The organism is Niallia laureatilytica (genome assembly GCF_046613985.1).
In the GTDB taxonomy this organism is placed as follows: Bacteria; Bacillota; Bacilli; order Bacillales; family Cytobacillaceae; genus Niallia.
Genome location: NZ_JBKKHP010000007.1, coordinates 1 through 17,203, shown reverse-complemented (window position 1 = coordinate 17,203; position 17,203 = coordinate 1). Strand labels below are relative to the sequence as shown.

At 37.0% G+C, this 17,203-nt stretch carries 18 protein-coding genes and 1 other annotated feature; of the genes, 7 read left to right on the top strand and 11 right to left on the bottom strand.

The features are described from left to right. The first annotated feature begins 80 nt into the window (after window positions 1-80). Genes ACLIJJ_RS16880 through ACLIJJ_RS16870 form a run of 3 tightly spaced genes read left to right on the top strand, consistent with a single transcriptional unit; the run spans window position 81 to window position 3,038 of the window. On the top strand, window positions 81-1,103 hold the full coding sequence (locus ACLIJJ_RS16880) for a FecCD family ABC transporter permease (protein ID WP_233318226.1): 1,023 nt from the start codon (window positions 81-83) through the stop codon (window positions 1,101-1,103). Continuing rightward, window positions 1,104-2,114, top strand: a complete 1,011-nt coding sequence (locus ACLIJJ_RS16875; RefSeq protein ID WP_237943322.1) for a FecCD family ABC transporter permease — start codon at window positions 1,104-1,106, stop codon at window positions 2,112-2,114. It begins immediately after the preceding gene. 21 nt (window positions 2,115-2,135) lie between these two features. Continuing rightward, a complete protein-coding gene (locus ACLIJJ_RS16870) occupies window positions 2,136-3,038 on the top strand; it encodes an ABC transporter substrate-binding protein (protein WP_411411338.1) in 903 nt (300 codons plus the stop codon). Between the two features lie 53 nt (window positions 3,039-3,091). On the opposite strand, the gene ACLIJJ_RS16865 is transcribed toward ACLIJJ_RS16870, so the two are convergent. From ACLIJJ_RS16865 to pdxR, 7 genes are all read right to left on the bottom strand, one after another. Beyond that, complete coding sequence (locus tag ACLIJJ_RS16865) at window positions 3,092-4,390, bottom strand: PTS sugar transporter subunit IIC (protein ID WP_237943324.1); 1,299 nt, start codon at window positions 4,388-4,390, stop codon at window positions 3,092-3,094. Further along, the gene (locus ACLIJJ_RS16860; RefSeq protein WP_233318234.1) at window positions 4,380-5,126 is read right to left on the bottom strand and encodes a MurR/RpiR family transcriptional regulator; all 747 of its coding nucleotides are present in this window, start codon (window positions 5,124-5,126) and stop codon (window positions 4,380-4,382) included. Before ACLIJJ_RS16860 ends, ACLIJJ_RS16865 begins: the two co-directional genes overlap by 11 nt. 37 nt (window positions 5,127-5,163) lie before the next feature. Continuing rightward, on the bottom strand, window positions 5,164-6,552 hold the full coding sequence (locus ACLIJJ_RS16855) for a glycoside hydrolase family 1 protein (RefSeq protein ID WP_233318235.1): 1,389 nt from the start codon (window positions 6,550-6,552) through the stop codon (window positions 5,164-5,166). Window positions 6,553-6,840: 288 nt separating this feature from the next. Beyond that, window positions 6,841-7,299: a DinB family protein gene (locus ACLIJJ_RS16850; protein WP_411411337.1), complete on the bottom strand. Its 459-nt coding sequence runs from the start codon at window positions 7,297-7,299 to the stop codon at window positions 6,841-6,843. Between the two features lie 138 nt (window positions 7,300-7,437). Further along, window positions 7,438-7,773 carry a hypothetical protein gene (locus ACLIJJ_RS16845; protein WP_411411336.1) on the bottom strand — a complete coding sequence of 112 codons (336 nt, stop codon included), beginning with the start codon at window positions 7,771-7,773 and terminating at the stop codon, window positions 7,438-7,440. 22 nt (window positions 7,774-7,795) lie between these two features. Beyond that, on the bottom strand, window positions 7,796-7,951 hold the full coding sequence (locus ACLIJJ_RS16840) for a hypothetical protein (RefSeq protein ID WP_251646492.1): 156 nt from the start codon (window positions 7,949-7,951) through the stop codon (window positions 7,796-7,798). 51 nt (window positions 7,952-8,002) lie between these two features. Next, window positions 8,003-9,406, bottom strand: a complete 1,404-nt coding sequence (gene pdxR / locus ACLIJJ_RS16835) for a MocR-like pyridoxine biosynthesis transcription factor PdxR (protein ID WP_411411335.1) — start codon at window positions 9,404-9,406, stop codon at window positions 8,003-8,005. 108 nt (window positions 9,407-9,514) lie between these two features. Between pdxR and ACLIJJ_RS16830 the strand changes: the two genes are divergently transcribed. Then, window positions 9,515-9,955, top strand: a complete 441-nt coding sequence (locus ACLIJJ_RS16830) for a GNAT family N-acetyltransferase (RefSeq protein ID WP_233318243.1) — start codon at window positions 9,515-9,517, stop codon at window positions 9,953-9,955. Window positions 9,956-10,008: 53 nt separating this feature from the next. On the opposite strand, the gene ACLIJJ_RS16825 is transcribed toward ACLIJJ_RS16830, so the two are convergent. Then, entirely contained in the window at window positions 10,009-10,242 is a 234-nt protein-coding gene (locus ACLIJJ_RS16825) for a hypothetical protein (RefSeq protein WP_411411334.1), read from the bottom strand. Between the two features lie 79 nt (window positions 10,243-10,321). Then, window positions 10,322-10,855 carry a hypothetical protein gene (locus ACLIJJ_RS16820; RefSeq protein ID WP_411411333.1) on the bottom strand — a complete coding sequence of 178 codons (534 nt, stop codon included), beginning with the start codon at window positions 10,853-10,855 and terminating at the stop codon, window positions 10,322-10,324. 342 nt (window positions 10,856-11,197) lie between these two features. Here ACLIJJ_RS16820 and ACLIJJ_RS16815 point away from each other — a divergent pair, with 342 nt between their 5' ends. Next, window positions 11,198-11,494 carry a TIGR04104 family putative zinc finger protein gene (locus tag ACLIJJ_RS16815; protein WP_396953812.1) on the top strand — a complete coding sequence of 99 codons (297 nt, stop codon included), beginning with the start codon at window positions 11,198-11,200 and terminating at the stop codon, window positions 11,492-11,494. A gap of 130 nt (window positions 11,495-11,624) precedes the next feature. Then, the gene (locus ACLIJJ_RS16810; protein ID WP_233318249.1) at window positions 11,625-12,101 is read left to right on the top strand and encodes a GNAT family N-acetyltransferase; all 477 of its coding nucleotides are present in this window, start codon (window positions 11,625-11,627) and stop codon (window positions 12,099-12,101) included. A gap of 171 nt (window positions 12,102-12,272) precedes the next feature. On the opposite strand, the gene bcaP is transcribed toward ACLIJJ_RS16810, so the two are convergent. After that, on the bottom strand, window positions 12,273-13,658 hold the full coding sequence (gene bcaP / locus ACLIJJ_RS16805) for a branched-chain amino acid transporter BcaP (protein ID WP_251646486.1): 1,386 nt from the start codon (window positions 13,656-13,658) through the stop codon (window positions 12,273-12,275). Between the two features lie 479 nt (window positions 13,659-14,137). Further along, window positions 14,138-14,992, bottom strand: a complete 855-nt coding sequence (locus ACLIJJ_RS16800; RefSeq protein WP_233318253.1) for a YitT family protein — start codon at window positions 14,990-14,992, stop codon at window positions 14,138-14,140. Window positions 14,993-15,182: 190 nt separating this feature from the next. After that, window positions 15,183-15,403: a binding site (T-box leader), on the top strand. A gap of 73 nt (window positions 15,404-15,476) precedes the next feature. Between ACLIJJ_RS16800 and ACLIJJ_RS16795 the strand changes: the two genes are divergently transcribed. After that, complete coding sequence (locus ACLIJJ_RS16795) at window positions 15,477-17,180, top strand: 2-isopropylmalate synthase (RefSeq protein ID WP_251646537.1); 1,704 nt, start codon at window positions 15,477-15,479, stop codon at window positions 17,178-17,180. Window positions 17,181-17,203 lie beyond the last annotated feature (23 nt).

The window sequence follows — 17,203 nt, the reverse complement described above, 5'->3', positions numbered from 1 at the left end:
AAATATTGTCCATATAATAGGAAAATACAATTGATAATGATTTTCATTATTACTAATTAAGTAAAGGCTGACTTACTATTATGTTCCTAAAAAATAAGATTACTAGGTTTCATCATTTGTGGAGATTAGTTCTTTTCCTTGCCTTTATAGCTGGGCTGCTCGGCACTTTAATAGCAGCCGTGTCATTCGGAGCAAAAGACATTACCTTCCATACGGTTTGGACAACACTCTTCCACTATGATGCTTCGCTGACTGAGCAGCAAATCATTTATGAACTGCGGCTGCCGAGAGTGATTGGAGCTGCAATTGTCGGTGCAGCCTTTGCTGTTGCCGGAGCACTGATGCAGGGTGTAACCCGCAACCCTCTTGCTGATGCAGGAATACTCGGCATCAATGCTGGAGCGATGTTTATTGTAACTCTATGCTTTGCCTTTTTTCCAACAATCTCTTACTCCTTATTGATGGTTTTTTCCTTTATTGGAGCTGCTCTTTGCACACTGTTAATTTTTATGATGGGTGCGTCTGTGCCTGGCGGCTTGACACCGATGCGATTAACCGTATCTGGAGCGGTAATTGCTGCACTATTGCACTCTTTAAGTGCAGGTATCGCCATTTATTACGACTTAAGCCAGGACCTTGCTTTTTGGTACGCTGGCGGAGTCGCTGGTGTTAAATGGGAGCATTTAAGGGTGCTTGTTCCAGTTATTCTGATTACAATTTTCTGGGCAATAAGCATGGGACGCTCTATTTCGCTTATTGCGATAGGAAAAGAAACAGCTGTGAATCTCGGCATTAAGGTGAATCGGATTAAAGTGTTTTCCATCATTGCTGCCGTCATTTTAGCTGGGGTATCCGTTTCTGCTGTAGGTTCCATCGGATTTATCGGACTTGTTATTCCCCATATTGCCCGCAAGCTTGTAGGCACGGATTATAGATTAATCATTCCGATGTCAGGTATTTTAGGGGCTATCCTGTTAATGCTCGCCGATTTAGGGACACGGACTGTAAATCCTCCCCGTGAATTGGCAATTGGGATTTTAGTAGCTGCAGTAGGTGTTCCTTTCTTTCTTTATACAGCACGTAAAGTTGGGAGGGATTTATAGATGAAAACAGATTTGCGCAGCACAAAAACCATTTCAGTTGCTCTAGTGTTAATCATCATAAATATCATTGTCATCATGATCAGTTTAAACACAGGCTCACTGCGAATTGCGCCAACAGAAGTTCTTCAAACTTTGTTTGGATTTGGGGATTACAAAAATACACTAGTACTGTTTGAATACCGCCTTCCTCGTATCATCATTACAATTCTTGCCGGCATCGGCCTTGGTGTTTCTGGAGCTATTCTGCAGGGTGTTTCAAGAAATCCACTTGCAGATCCCGGCATTTTAGGATTACATGCAGGTGCTTCATTCGGTCTTATTTTGTTTGTTACCTATTTTCATTCTTTAAATGATAAAGCGGCATTGCTCATTCCATTATTCACTTTTTCAGGAGGTTTACTGGCAGCTGTTATTATCATTTTGCTTACATATGACCGCTATAAAGGGATCTTGCCAATTCGTCTTATACTTGTCGGGATTGCTATTTCTGCCTGCTTTAATGCGATCACCTTGTTCCTGTCACTCCGTCTTGATGAAGATACATACACTTTCGCTTCAAGATGGCTAGTGGGTAATGTATGGGGAAGAGACTGGATACATGTTATTGCACTTTTACCATGGATAGTGACATTAACCCCTCTCGGTTGGCTGCAAGCACGAAAGCTAGATGCCTTGTCTTTAGGAGACAATACAGCTGTTGGGCTCGGTGTTTCTGTTTTACGCTCCCGTCTGTACATGCTAGCTATTGCTGTTGCTCTTTCAAGTGCCAGTGTTGCTATGGTTGGAGGAATTGGTTTTATCGGCCTTGTCGCGCCCCATCTCGCACGCCGGTTAGTAGGGCCAAGACATCAGCATTTCCTCCCAGTCGCAGGGCTGCTTGGAATGGTCATACTCGTCTTGTCAGATACGGTTGGGCGTTCCATTTTTCAACCTAATCCAATTCCAGCTGGAATTGTCGTCGCAGCGATAGGTGGACCTTATTTTCTTTATTTATTAACAAAAACAAAGTAAAACAAGAAAAAGGAGAACAAGATGAAAAAGAAACTAGCTATGTTATTTACAGCAATGCTTTTATTAATTCTCGCAGCATGTGGACAATCAGCTTCAAATGATAGTAGCGAAAAAAAAGAGACCGAGGAACCGAAAATCGCTTCCCTCTCTATCCATTTAACAAATGATTTGCTCGCATTAGGAATAACTCCAGTCGGCTCTGTTGTCGGCGGTGAGTTAAATGATTTCCTTCCACATGTTAAAAATCAATTGAAGGATACAAAAAAGCTTGGTCCAGCAAAAGACCCTGATATGGAAGCTTTAATTGCTTTAGATTCATCTGTCATCTATATCGATGAAGGAATTTCAGGTGAGGATATTTCGAAATATGAAGACATTGCTCCAACAGTAAGCTTTAACCTTGATGAAGGAACATGGCGCGATCATTTAAATAAAATTGGTAAACTCGTCGATCGAGAACAGGAAGCAGAAGATTTCATCGCAGACTATGAGAGCCTCACAAATGAAGTTAAAACGTTAGCTTCAGATGAACTTGGCGAAAACAGTAAAGTAATGGCTATCCGAGTAACAGCCAAGGAGCTTCGTGTATTTACGACAAAACGCCCACTTGGCCCAGTGCTATTCGAAGATTTAGGATTTAAGCCAGCTGCTGGCATCGAAGAATTAGATTCCACACAGCCATATGAAGTTATATCCCAGGAAGTCTTGCCTGACTTTGATGCAGATGCGATTTTTGTAGTAGTAAACAGTGATGATGAAGCACAAACTGGCTTCAAGCAATTAGAAGAATCTGCAATCTATCAAGGTTTAAAAGCGGTTAAAAACAAACATGTCTATGTTGTTTCTGATCAGCCTTGGCTTGATTACTCCGCCCTTGGCAACAAGCTTGCGATGGAGGAAGCGAAAGAGTTGTTTTCAAAATAAACATTAAAAAGGCTCTCCACGGCGAATATCACACTAGAGAGCCTTTTTTGTATTTACTTATACATTTTCAAATCCACAGAACCTCTCGCCTCTTCCATCTCTCTTTCCAAAAGCTGTTTATCCAGCAATTTAAAGAATGGCATATAAATAAGGAATCCGACAAGAAGCAATACAATCTGCAGGACCATTCCACTAACGCCGGAAACTAAGTATCCGCTGATAAATAATGGTGTAGTCCATGGAATTATAACACCGCTTGTTGCAGATACAAGGCCTGTGCTCATGGCAGTAAATGAAATGACAGCAGAGATTGGAGTCATTATCAGCCAAGGAATAAACATTATTGGGTTTAACACGATTGACAATCCGAAGATGATCGGTTCATTGATATTAAAGATACTAGCAGGCAATGCAAGCAATCCGAGTGTCTTTAAATGCTTTGATTTCGAGAACAATGTCATGCAAAGTGCCAATGCAATCGTAGAACCAGAACCTCCCATTTGCAGATAGATTTCCTTGAACTGCTTTGTAATGATATGAGGCAAATCTTGCCCCTGCTGGAAAGCATTTAAGTTCTCTGCAGATAAGCCGAGCCAAATCGGGTCCATAATAGCGTTTACAATTGCATTGCCATGAAGACCGAAGAACCAAAGAAGCTGACCGATTATCTCAGCTATAATAATGGAAATTAGACTATCACCTAAACCTAACAATGGCATCTGTACAATATGGTAAATAAATTGGTGGATATCCTTATATGGCGTAAAGCTAAAGCCAATTTGAACAGCAAGAACGATTGCTGCAATCAATCCAACAGGAATTAATGAGGAGAATGACCTGATTACTCCAGGCGGCACTCCTTCCGGCATTTTTGGTCCGATACCAAATTCATAAAATTTCTTATATAATCTAGTCGACACTAGCGCAATTAGAATCGACACGAACATCCCTTTCGTTCCAAGCCACTCTAATCCAAAGCTTCCGTCTGTCACAGTTGTTAAAATAATAAATGACATAACAGAGGACATGATTGGGAAAATAGGTTCCATATCCAGCTGTTTTGCATATTGATAAGCAACATTTATAAGTGTAAAAAGGCCAATAATACCAAATGTAGCATCCGTTACTTTCGTTAATGTGGACTGAAACTTTTCGCCGAAAATGCCAATCATCCATTCACTGTATCCTGGAATAGGCAAATAGGCAACCAAGAGAAATAAGGAGCCGATAATTAAAAATGGCATGATTGTGATCATCGAATCCTTTATTGCATTTAAAGGCTTATTGCTGCTTATTCTCGTTGCTAATGGTACTAGTTTACTTTCTAGTTTAGATAGTAAATTATTCATCATAATCCCCCCTCGGTAAGTTTCTCTCCTGCAATGATGACCATAGTCTTTCAACCAGCTCGTGAATAAGAATCATTAATGGCAGCTGGTTTTCTCTATCTACCGTTTTAGATGCAGACTTAATATCAAGATTATGAAATAAACCATAATCAGCAATTCTTGCTAGCGAAGAATTCTTTTTCGTAATCGCAAAGATTGGAACCTTATTAGTGACCTTTAGCAAATGCTGTGTCAGCAGATGATTTTCACCTGTATTGCTTATGGCAATAATGATTGATCTATTAGGAATCGTTTCCGAAACTTGTTTAAATTCATATTCATCTTCCACAATTCTTGTAAAGTAGCCTAAATTAGTCAGCTGCCTCGACAGAAAACTTGCAGCAATTGTACTTGCTTGTGTTGCATACAATATCACTATTTTCGTCTGTTCAAAGATATCAATGTTTCCAGGTGTGAAATCATTGTCAAACTCTTTTAAAAGCTGTTCAACCATCTGCAAGGTAGGATTCAGCTCCTTCATTTTTTCTTGTTTACTCTTAATCAAAAAATGCTTATATTCTACGATTCCAGTAAAACCTAGTTTTTTGCACACCCTAAAAATAGTCGGTTTACTGACAAACATCTCTTTAGCTAACGTATCTGCCGAAAGCTTAATCACCTTGTCAGGATTCTTAAGCATAAATTCATAGGCTTGCTTTTCAATTTCACTAAACTCTGCTAAGTTCACTCTAATAGACAAAGTTAATCATTCCTTTAAGAAGGTCTTTTAAATTTTTTTAAGAGAAATCATTATTTTTAATTGCCTCTTTCATCCAGTAACCAGACTTTTTAATCGTTCTTTCCGTATTTTCCAAATTTAAGGACACAAGGCCATATCGGTTTTTATAAGCATTCGTCCAAGACCAGTTATCAACAAAAGTCCATAAATGATAACCGAAGCAATTAGAGCCTTCGTCGATGGCTTTTGCCAGCCAGCCTAAGTGCTCCTTAATAAAGTCAATTCGGTAATTATCTTCAATGAAGCCATCATCATTTTTAAATCTTTCTTCTCCTTGCACACCCATGCCGTTTTCAGAAACATACCACTTGATATTGCCATACTCATTTTTTACACGCATAGCAATATCGTATAAGGCTTTCGGATATATTTCCCAGCCTCTGTATTCATTCATTCTTCTGTTTGGCATTTCATATGGCTCATAATACCATTCTGGCGTGAAAGGTGAAAATGGGTTCGGCAAACCATCCCTTGCTTTTACGCGCATAGGCTGATAATAATTAATGCCGATAAAATCTACTGTATTTTCCTTTATTGCAACTAAGTCTTCTAAATGATGATGAAACATACAGTCATGTTTCTTTAAGATGTTCAAATAATCAGGATGATACTCTCCTCTTACACATGGATCCATAAAAATTAAGTTAATAAATAAATCGGCCACCCGGCCCGCTTCCACGTCAGCAGGATTTTCACTGCGAGGTATTGGCGGCAGCAGATCAACAACAATCCCAATCTCACCACTATATCCGCCTTCACGGTATGCGCTTACAATTAACGAGTGGGCTAGCAAAATATGATAGTTAGCCTGAACATATGATTGCATGCTCATTTCATTTGGGTAAATAAGATTATGCCAATATGCTCCCTTTGTATAAGCTACAGGCTCATTAAAAGAAATCCAATACTTCACTCGATCACCAAACAGTGCAAATGCAGCTTCTGCGAACTTCACATAAAGATCGACAACATGTCTGCTTTTAAAGCCACCGTATTTCTGTTCAAGCTCATAAGGCATATCAAAATGGAACAGGTTCATCATCGGCTCAATCCCATTTGCAATCATTTCGTCGATATAATGGTTATAAAATTGAACAGCCTCCTGATCAACTTCACCTGTTTCGAAGTCCTTTATCAATCTCGACCATTGGATTGACGTTCGGAAGGAATTCAAGCTCAGCTCCTTCATTATGCTCACATCTTCCGCATATTGTTCATACACATTGGAAGTCGTTTCTGGTCCAATCTTTTCATAAAATCTTTCGGAATCTTTTTTATACCAATAATCCCATATAGAATCATTTGTCTTTTGTTTATATCCTTCACTTTGAGGCCCGCTAGAAGCAGTTCCCCATAAGAAATCTTTCGGAAATTGTATTTTTGTCATGTTGTTGCACCTCCTATCAACACTATATTTTTCTGAAGGGACTTTGTAAATGTTTATAGAGCTGACTGTACTATCGTATTCTTTTTTGTACTCTCCTTAAATAAGGCTCTAATCTTTTTCAAATAAAGGAAGGTAATGAGGGTTTGTTAGCAGGTGATTTTGCAAAGATTGAAAGAGAGGTGTTAAGTACATCCATTCACAAAGAAAAAAGTTGCCTGTCTTGTATATAGGCAACTGGTTTATTTATGGTTTTTACGTCCAATAACTTTAGACAGGGAAATATAATTATTATAAACACTTTTTAATGTCGTTTATCGCTTGCAAATGAATACCTTCATGAAAGATGGTTCTAATTAACACTTGTTCTATTGTTCGCATTCCCATCTCAGTAGGGGGATATACTTCTTCTAATCGGCTTCCATAGTTCTCCATCAATTTAACAGGTTGTTCTTTCAGCAATTTTTTCAGTTCTAGATAAGAAGGCGTTTCAGCTGAGAAATGAACCGGTGTTGTTCCATAACCAAACCAATTGCGAAAAACATCAGGAACATCTGTTTTTTCCTTTGTTAGGCTCTCAATCCATAAGTATTGATCCAAGTAAATATGCCCCATATTCCATCTAATATTATTATTAAAATTATGTGGTACTATCTCAGCTGCCTCTGCACTTACACCATTTAAACTATCTAAAACATCTTCTCGGTACGTTTCTAACTGTTTAAAAAGAATCATATGGCGTTCCTCCATTTTTTCTCTCCTTTCTAATAAAGATATATTTATTATTCGGCACCTTTTATTTTTTCCCTTGTTGAATTTTTGGTAACAGCATAACTTCAGCTAACTGCCAAAAGAGCATTAATCTCCCTGGATTAATGCTCCCATTAGTTACATATCTTCATACTTTATGTTTTGAACTTCCCCATTTTCCACTTTAGCCCATTGTTCAATCTTATTTTCTTTATTCAAGTAAAGCATGTATTCCAGATTACTTTCATCGTCCACTGGTTTTACTAAATACGTTCTCGTAGCTGCCCACCATGCTTCATGTGATTGTCTATCTACCACTGTAATCTCAAAACCCAATTTCGACTCTATTTGTTGGACTTCCTTGTATCTGTCCACAGACTGCCATATGAATAATCCTACTACCACAAGAAGGACTATTCCTATGGCAATAAACAACTTATTGCGCTTTGAATTATATCTCCTGATTTCCGCCATTACAATCCTCCATATGTAATCATTAAAATCTTTCACTGACTCTTTTTAGTAAACCTTGGTTTACGAATGCTGCAAGCAATAAAAAGAACATGGATAGTAAAATACCAGAGGCCCCTTTATTCAGAGAAGCACATAAAGGAAACGTAATCGCTGCAAGCATGAACATTAATTTCATCATTTTTATCACCTTCATATTACATACGTTTAATCGCTTAAAAGAGTTCCAAAACTAATCAATCTGCCAAGCCTTTTTTAATAATTGGATGCCAATATCTATCTGTTTTTCCGATAGACCTCCGAAACCTAATAGAACACTAGAATTAACATTACTTCCATTTTCATAGTAAACAGATAAAGGATATACTTTCACACCTTCTTGTAATGCTGTATCTATTAATTCCTTCTCGATCCAGTTATTATTTACCTGTAGAATAAGATGTAGACCTGAGTTTTCTCCTATAACTCGCACCTGATTATGAAGATGTTTTTTTATGGTTTGCATGAAGAACGAATGTTTTTTTCGATACAGTGTTCTCATCTTATTTAAATGGCTTTGCCAATAACCTTCTTTCATAAATCGATATAAGGTATCTTGATGAAGGCGAGATACCGTTTGTTTATACAGCAATAAGTTTTCTTTATATCTTTCTATTAAGATTGGAGGAAGAACCATATAACTAATTCGAATGGAAGGTATTAAAGATTTAGAGAAAGTCCCCATATAGACTACCTTTCCCAGTATATCAAGTCCTTGTAAAGAAGGAATCGGCTTTCCTTCATAACGAAATTCACCATCATAATCATCTTCAATAACATAACCATGAGTAGATTCGGCCCATTCTAACAATTCCAGCCTGCGTTTTATAGGCATAATTATCCCAACTGGGAACTGGTGCGAGGGTGTTACATAAACTACATTTGCTCCACTATGTTTTAATTGTTCTATGTTAATACCGTCTGTATCTAGAGGAATTGAGGTAGTTGCTCTTCCCAAATCTTGCAGGACTTTTCTCGTACGATGAAATCCAGGATTTTCTAGTGCATATACCATATTGTCTCCAATTAGTATGGAAAGTAATGTCATAAGCACCTGTGTACCAGCTCCAATTACAATTTGCTCGGGAGTACATTTAACACCCCTAGACATATATGTGTATTTTGCTATTTCTTCTCTTAATTGTAATTCTCCTTGAGGGTTACCCATATTAAACAGTTCACCTTGATCTTCATATAAAGATTGAACAGTAGTTTTTTTCCACAAGGAATAAGGGAAATTTTCCACATCAACTTTTCCTGAATTAAAATCAATCTCAACATTTACACTTTTTTCACACCTAGTTAACGGACGCTTCTCGGCTTCAAATAATTTATGAGTCAGTTCGTCTTCTAAGACTTTTATATATAATCCTTTTCGAAGTATACTTTCCACAAACCCTTCTGCAATTAATTGCTCATATGCGGTCTGTATTGTATTGATGCTTAGCCCTAAATGCTCAGCTAATTTTCTTTTAGATGGAAGTTTCTCACCTGGTTTTATCCTTCCAGAACTTATCTCCTCTTTTATATAGTTGGATAATTGAATGTAGAGTGGTGATTTATTTTCGCTTTCTAATAATGGTGTAATTTCAATCATTACTCTTCTCCTCCACACTAACTGGTTCCATTAACTTTCTTGAATCTGATACTTTTGATTATATCAAGATATGTTTTAATATTAGTAAAAATTAAAGGAGAATGAACAATGCCGCAACAATCTTTTGAAATAAGAGAATTAGATAAGGAACACGAATGGTTAGAAGCCTTTTCCGTAATGAAGCAATTAAGAACTCACTTAGATGAGAAAAGTTACCTTGAATTAGTAAAGGCGGCAGCGAAAAAAGATAATTATAGAATGGCTGCACTATTTATTAATAAGAATATAATTGCTGTTGCAGGCTTTATGCCTATGATAACTCTTTATAATGGCAGGTTTACTTGGGTTTGTGATTTAATAACGGATAACAACTACCGTTCTAAAGGATATGGAGAAGCCCTTCTAGAGTATATACAAAATTGGTCAAAGAATAATGGTTACGATATTGTCTCACTTTCGTCCGGATTAAAACGCATAGATGCTCACCGCTTCTATGAGAAAAAAATGAAGTATAATAAGGTTAGTTATGTATTCTTGAAAGAAGTTTAACAATAATAAATAGGAATAGACTTCTTAATTGAAGTCTTTCTCCTATTTATTACCTAATCACTAAATTCTTTTATTAATATTTCTATTTCCTTAACATCATAAAAGTCTCCATCACTGATGAATTTTTCTATTTCTACAGTACCATCCTCCATAAACTCAACTTCCCAACGTTGACCTGACACGGCAATTTCAACTAAAACAGCATCATTCCTAATTTTATCCAGTTTATAAAATATATCATTTTGTTCTAATCTATTAAGGAAACGAATGAATTCCTTAAGCTCCATGAAATCTTCCTCCTTAGGCATAGATTCTCCTTTTTAGAATACTCCCCATGATACTTACAAGTTTATTACCTTACACATATTATTGATTTTCTAATTCCTCGTAGTTTATTTCTTCCATAAACTCTTCACTTCCGTCTTCTTTAACCATCTTAACTTTTACATCCTTAATAGAACTGATTGCATACCAAAACCTTTTATCCTCTTCCACTTGAATGATCTTTGCAGATTGATTGCCTGCATATACTTCAGTGATTGAATTATCACTTATTGCACCAGAATATATATAAGGTGGTTGGTTCATGGAAGACCATTTTACTGGGCTATTCCATTTTGCTCCTCTTGTTCTCTTCCATTCCCATTGCTGTTCTTCCTTCTCTAGATAAGCTATATATATTTGATCTCCTTGATGGTTATTATGCTCTTCGAACACTACAATTCCATCATTTTCGTGAACAGCATTTAACTCTGTATGAACCAGTGAATAGGAAAAATTTTTTTCATCTTTATGCATTTGTTTCATTTTTTGATGAAAGTATTCCTCAAGTGTTTGTTCAATTGAGCACCCAACTAAAGTAACGATGCATAATAATACTGCAGTACATATATTTCTCATCAAGTTGATCCCCCATAATTACTGTCTTTTTATCATTTTCATAATTAAACACCATAACCTTCAATATAATGCAAATTTATCCATTTTATATTCTATATTCTTTGGAATTCTCCTTCATCACAAACCTTCATCACAAACTTCCCATATTTATACTTAAAAAAAGTAAAAAAAGCATTATTCCTTAAGGAACAATGCTTTCTTAAAATCCTTGTCTACCAGCCTCAGTAAAAGGATTATCATTTGTACTAACTGCCTGATGTATTGTATCGTAAATTCTATTTCAATGAAACCTTCTAACTATTAAAACGTAAATAACACAACAACAATTCGGAGGTAATATATATGCAAAAATGCAGCCATTGCAAGCGCGAATTTAACTGGATTGCTCTATACAACTCCTTTCTATTTAACTATAAGCCTATTACTTGTACATACTGTGAAACCTCTCATAATGTCCGGTTTTTTTCTCGGCTTATAGCTGTAGCTATTTCCGTTGTTCCATTCTTTCTAATTTATTGGTTACTATTAGAATTTCTACACTTTAATTTTGGTTTATCCTTATTATTAGCACTCATCTCTTCTGTTTCCATTTCATTCTCCTATCCTTTTCTTGCTAAATATAAATCCTCCACATCTTGAGGATTTATCTTTTTAAAAGTCATTTCCCTTTTGGTTAAATCTATCTGTCACATAAAAAACTAAAAATATTTGTATTTTCAAAAAAATAAGGTAACATTTACTTATCCATACTAATAAAGGGGATTTTAAAATGATTGTTAGAGAGATAGAACAACAAGATAATGAGATAGTAGCATCCATCATCCGTCATTCACTTGAATCTGTCGGTTTGAATATAAAAGGCACTGCTTATTTTGACCCTTCCTTAGACAAACTGTCAGAGTATTACAATTCGCTAGAATCAGCTGCTTATTGGGTTGCAGTACTTGATGGTGAAGTGGTCGGTGGCATCGGTATCGCTCCCTTTGATGAGGAAAGAGGCATTTGCGAGTTACAGAAGCTGTATTTAAGCCCTAAAGCTCAAGGGAAGGGCTATGCTAACCTTTTGATGGAAACGGCCTTAGACTTTGCTGCAAAGCATTATATAGCATGCTACTTGGAAACTCGTCAGCAATTAAAGGCTGCATGTGCTCTATATGAAAAGTTTGGGTTTGAACTGCTTTCTGCACCTTTAGCCGGGTCTGAGCATTCTGCTATGGATGCCTGGTACATAAAGAAGTTTACATAAACATCATAATCACGGCAGCTGCAACTAGTGCAGCTGTCTTTTACTTTGTTTTTATTCCGAAGAAATCCGAATCAATATCTTCTATTACAAACTCCTAGCATCCTTATTCCCTATAGGTAGTCTTTTGTCCTTGTTAAGTACAAAAAAAGCAGCCAATGGCTGCTTTCGATATTAATTATTCAACTTACTGTTTTTTCTCGAGTATAGGAAATATATGCTCGTTCCAATTGCCAGCCAAATTACAAAGGAAATCCAAGTGATTCCTGGCAGGCTGACTGCCAGTCCTATGCAAAGAAGTGCGCTGATGATTGGCAATACTGGTACGAAAGGTACACGGAAGGAACCTTTTAATTCTGGGAATTTCTTGCGCAATACGATGATTGCAATAGAGATCAGCGTAAATGCTGCCAATGTCCCCATGTTTACTAGATGAGCCAATGTAGACAAATCAACAAAACCAGCGATACATGCTGCAACAATACCTGTCAGCCATGTATTTTTAAATGGTGTTTTTGTTTTACTGTTTACAGACGAAAGCATCTTCGGCAGAAGACCATCACGGCTCATTGCATAGCTTAGACGTACTTGTGCATAAACCAAGGCAAGAATAACAGTAGTAATCCCCATTACTGCCCCGATAGAAATAATCCCTGCAACTGCATTTTGACCAACTGATTCTAACGCAAGAGAAACTGGTGCTCCAACATTCAGCTGTGTGAAAGGAATCATTCCTGTTAAAACAGTGGAAACAGCAATGTATAATGCCGTACAAATAGCTAGAGACCCAATTATACCAATAGGCATTGTTCTGCCTGGGTTTTTTACTTCTTCTGAAGCAGTTGCAATAACATCAAATCCAATATAAGCAAAGAATACAGTAGCTGCACCTGTAATGACCCCATCGAATCCAAATGGCATGAATGGTGTCCAGTTATCCGGCTTCACATACCAAACACCAACAATAATGAACAACAAGATTACGCCAAGTTTAACGAAAACCATGATATTGTTGAATTTAATACTTTCTTTTACGCCTTTAGAAACCAAAGCAGTAATACCTAAGATAATAAGCATTGCCGGTAAATCGACAATTCCACCTTTATCTAATCCAGGAGCAGATGAAATACTTGCTGGAAGCACAATATTAAACCCTGCAATTAAAGATTGGAAGTATGCAGACCACCCTGTTGCCACTGCGGCGATTGCTAGAACATATTCCAACATTAAATCCCAGCCGATTAAAAAGGCAAAAAACTCACCTAATGTTGCATATGTGTAAGTATATACACTTCCTGACAGCGGCACTGCAGAAGAAAATTCAGCATAACAAAACGCAGCAAGTGCACAAGCTATTCCAGCAAGAACAAAGGAAAGAAGAATTGCCGGACCTGCACTTTCTGCAGCAACAACACCTGTTATTACAAAAATACCTGTACCAATAACACAGCCGACTCCCAAGAAGATGAGATCCATAACTCCCATCGTCCGATTCAGCATTTTATTTTGAGATTGTGAAATCATAGTATTTACTGATTTCCTGCGAAAAAGTTGACTCAAAGCTGTAATCCTCCCAAATTGAATATTAAATAATGTTAAAATTTTCAAACAATTATATCTAAAAATGGATATAGTCTATTATTTGTTTAAAATTTCACTTCGCTGATTATAAAAGCTAAAAACGCCTACTGTCAATGGCAGATTTTTTGCAATTTTTAAATGTATCTAAATAATGTTTTAACGCAATAATATTTTTAATTTATCCTATTATTTAAGTCAGATAACTCTATTTAAAAGAACTATGCTGCTATAAACAATTACCAGTCTTGTGAAACATTTCGCATTCTATTATTAATATACCTATTTTCCTGTTTTTCCTATTAATCAAATCCTTCCGTACAGTTTCAAAATTGTTATTTTTATATAATTAATCCAATAGACTTTTTTTATCTTAATGTTTTTCGTAAAAACTTGAAATTTAAGATGGAATTTTAATACTAATAAAAAAAAGGTGTACCTATATAGGTACACCAAAACTCCTAATTTCTTGGGAAATCTCTTGGAATTGAAAAGCCTCTGCCGATAATATCAGATGCATTTAAGAAAATAACAAAGGAGTTATTATCACTTCTTTGAATTAATTCTTTTAAGTATACCGCTTCTGATTGTTCGACCACACTGAACAGCAATGCTTTTTTCTGATTGCTGTATCCTCCTTCTGACCAAACCTTCGTGAAGCCTCTGTCGATTTCATTGCGAATTAAATCTGTGATTTTCTGTTCGTTTTCCGTCACTATTAAGACAAGCTTAGAAGTAGATGAACGAAGCTGAACCACGTCAATAGACTTTCCTATAATAAACATGGCAATCATACCATATAGGGCTCTTTCAAAGTCAAAAACGAACATGGCAACAATTACGATACAGCCATCAATTAAAAATTGCGAATAACCGCTTGATAAACGTGTGTATTTCTTAATAAGCTGTCCGAAAATTGTTGTCCCTCCAGTAGACCCTTTACCACGAAATACAAGACCAATTCCGATCCCGCTGAGGATCCCACCGTAAATGGAAGCAAGCAATGGATCTTCCACTGAGAACGGCAAATAAGATGTCAGCCAAATGAATGTAGGCAGCAGAACTGTTCCAATAAAGGTGCGGATGCTGAAATCTTTACCTAGTAGGAAATAGCCTAAAACAAAAGTTGGGATATTTATTGCCCATTGCACAATTGCTGGGCTCCAGCCATTCAATTTGTTTAAAATAATACTAATCCCAGCCACTCCTCCTGCTGTAATGGATGCAGGCAATAGAAATATATTAAATGCTAAACCTACTAAAAATGTTCCAAGAATAATTAAACTATAAGAACGAAATTCTTGCTTACTTTGCATGATGTAAAAATCCTTTCTAATACTGAATATAAGAATTAATAATAACCGAACAATAGATTTCCTACAATAGAGAAAAACAATGTCAGAAAATATAACAAATTACTAGACAATTTAGAAAAGTTTCAAAATGAGAAAAATCCTCTGTTGACTGAATTCAAAATTAATTATAAAATGGAGAAAATTAAGAAAATGAAACGCTAGGATTGGGAGTATTAAGGGATATTTATTGCTTAGAGAGCTGTCGGCTGGTGAAAGACAGACAATAAACTCCCCCAACTCGCCCAGGAGTGGTAAGGCTGAAATGTAAGTCTTAACGGCTGACTCCCGTAATCAAGTCGTAAAGTGGGTCTGTCTTATTTCAGGCAGATCAAAAAGAGTGGTACCACGAAGGCAAAGCCTGTCGTCTCTTATTGAGATGATAGGCTTTTTTTATTTTCTTTCAAAATTTCATGAGTAAATTAATTCAAAAAGGTGGTTGGCAGTGATGAAAAATATCGAAAAATATTCCAGAGGTTATTTCACCCCTCCCGTAACAAGTTTGAAATGGACAGAGAAGGAGTATATTGACAAGGCTCCGACATGGTGCAGCGTGGATCTTCGTGACGGAAACCAGGCGCTTGTTGTGCCGATGAGCTTAGAAGAAAAACTGGAATATTTTCAATTGCTGTTAGAAGTAGGCTTTAAAGAAATAGAAGTAGGCTTTCCCGCAGCATCTGATACAGAATACGCCTTTTTGAGGACACTAATTGAACAAAACCTAATCCCAGAAGATGTCACAATCCAAGTGCTTACACAGTCAAGGGAGCATATCATTAAGAAAACCTTTGAATCATTAGAAGGTGTGAATAAAGCTGTTGTGCATCTGTATAATTCCACTTCCGTTGCACAGCGGGAACAAGTATTCCAAAAAACAGAGGAAGAGATCATTGATATTGCTGTGACAGGCGCTAAGCTTTTAAAAAAATATGCGGCTGAAACAGAAGGCAATTTCAAGTTCCAATACTCACCTGAAAGCTTTACTGGAACAGAAATAGAATTCGCCCTAAAGATTTGTAACAGTGTGCTGGATATTTGGCAGCCAACAGCTGAAAACAATGTAATCATCAATCTGCCTGCAACGGTTTCTATGTCCATGCCTCATGTATACGCAAGTCAAATTGAGTACATGAGCGAAAATTTAAGCTTTAGGGACAATGTAATCCTGTCTCTTCATCCACATAATGACAGAGGAACAGGCGTTGCAGATGCTGAGCTTGGGATGCTTGCAGGTGCTCAAAGAGTGGAAGGCACATTGTTTGGAAACGGTGAAAGAACAGGTAATGTTGACATTGTTACACTAGCATTGAACATGTATTCCCATGGAATTGATCCACAGCTGAATTTCGATAACATTCCTAGCATTCTAGAAAAGTATGAGAAATTGACTAGAATGACGGTTCATGAAAGACATCCATACGGCGGTGAGCTAGTGTTCACAGCGTTCTCCGGTTCCCATCAGGATGCTATTGCTAAAGGGATGAAATGGCGTGAAGAAAAGGAACGCGACTATTGGACAGTCCCTTATCTTTTAATTGATCCAAAGGATATCGGCAGACAATATGAAGGAGATATTATCCGAATTAACAGCCAATCAGGCAAGGGCGGAATCGGTTATATACTTAAACAGAATTACGGCTTGGATCTGCCTGCAAAAATGCGTGAGAGCTTCGGATATGCTGTCAAAAAAGTTTCAGACAGCCTTCATAAGGAGCTTATGCCAGATGAAATTCATAACATATTTATAGAGGAATATGTCAATATCAGCTCGCCTATTGAGTATATCGAGTATAGATTTTCACAAAATGACAGCTATGACACAACCGTGTCAGTTAAACAGAATGGAGCTGTACAGGAATTCAGCGGTACAGGAAATGGCCGACTTGATGCCATCAGCAATGCCCTTCAATCTTCGTTAGGTATCCAATATAAAGACCTTGTTTATACAGAGCATGCCCTAGAAACAGGCTCTGAATCGAAAGCAGTTTCCTATGTAGGCTTTGCAACCGATAAAGGCGCTATTTATTGGGGATGCGGAATTGATGCTGACATCATGACTTCCTCCATTAAGGCATTATTCAGTGCCGTTAACAAAATGGTTAGCAGTGAACAGCCTGCAACAAAGCAAGGATATTCCTTGTCGAACAGCTAAGTGAAATAAAAAACCCTGCCTTT

Coding starts and splice junctions, on each gene's coding strand:
- ACLIJJ_RS16880 (WP_233318226.1), top strand. CDS start 81: ATGTTCCTAAAAAATAAGATTACTAGGTTTCATCATTTGTGGAGATTA.
- ACLIJJ_RS16875 (WP_237943322.1), top strand. CDS start 1,104: ATGAAAACAGATTTGCGCAGCACAAAAACCATTTCAGTTGCTCTAGTG.
- ACLIJJ_RS16870 (WP_411411338.1), top strand. CDS start 2,136: ATGAAAAAGAAACTAGCTATGTTATTTACAGCAATGCTTTTATTAATT.
- ACLIJJ_RS16865 (WP_237943324.1), bottom strand. CDS start 4,390: ATGATGAATAATTTACTATCTAAACTAGAAAGTAAACTAGTACCATTA.
- ACLIJJ_RS16855 (WP_233318235.1), bottom strand. CDS start 6,552: ATGACAAAAATACAATTTCCGAAAGATTTCTTATGGGGAACTGCTTCT.
- ACLIJJ_RS16850 (WP_411411337.1), bottom strand. CDS start 7,299: ATGGAGGAACGCCATATGATTCTTTTTAAACAGTTAGAAACGTACCGA.
- ACLIJJ_RS16845 (WP_411411336.1), bottom strand. CDS start 7,773: ATGGCGGAAATCAGGAGATATAATTCAAAGCGCAATAAGTTGTTTATT.
- ACLIJJ_RS16840 (WP_251646492.1), bottom strand. CDS start 7,951: ATGATGAAATTAATGTTCATGCTTGCAGCGATTACGTTTCCTTTATGT.
- pdxR (WP_411411335.1), bottom strand. CDS start 9,406: ATGATTGAAATTACACCATTATTAGAAAGCGAAAATAAATCACCACTC.
- ACLIJJ_RS16830 (WP_233318243.1), top strand. CDS start 9,515: ATGCCGCAACAATCTTTTGAAATAAGAGAATTAGATAAGGAACACGAA.
- ACLIJJ_RS16825 (WP_411411334.1), bottom strand. CDS start 10,242: ATGGAGCTTAAGGAATTCATTCGTTTCCTTAATAGATTAGAACAAAAT.
- ACLIJJ_RS16820 (WP_411411333.1), bottom strand. CDS start 10,855: ATGAGAAATATATGTACTGCAGTATTATTATGCATCGTTACTTTAGTT.
- ACLIJJ_RS16815 (WP_396953812.1), top strand. CDS start 11,198: ATGCAAAAATGCAGCCATTGCAAGCGCGAATTTAACTGGATTGCTCTA.
- ACLIJJ_RS16810 (WP_233318249.1), top strand. CDS start 11,625: ATGATTGTTAGAGAGATAGAACAACAAGATAATGAGATAGTAGCATCC.
- ACLIJJ_RS16800 (WP_233318253.1), bottom strand. CDS start 14,992: ATGCAAAGTAAGCAAGAATTTCGTTCTTATAGTTTAATTATTCTTGGA.
- ACLIJJ_RS16795 (WP_251646537.1), top strand. CDS start 15,477: ATGAAAAATATCGAAAAATATTCCAGAGGTTATTTCACCCCTCCCGTA.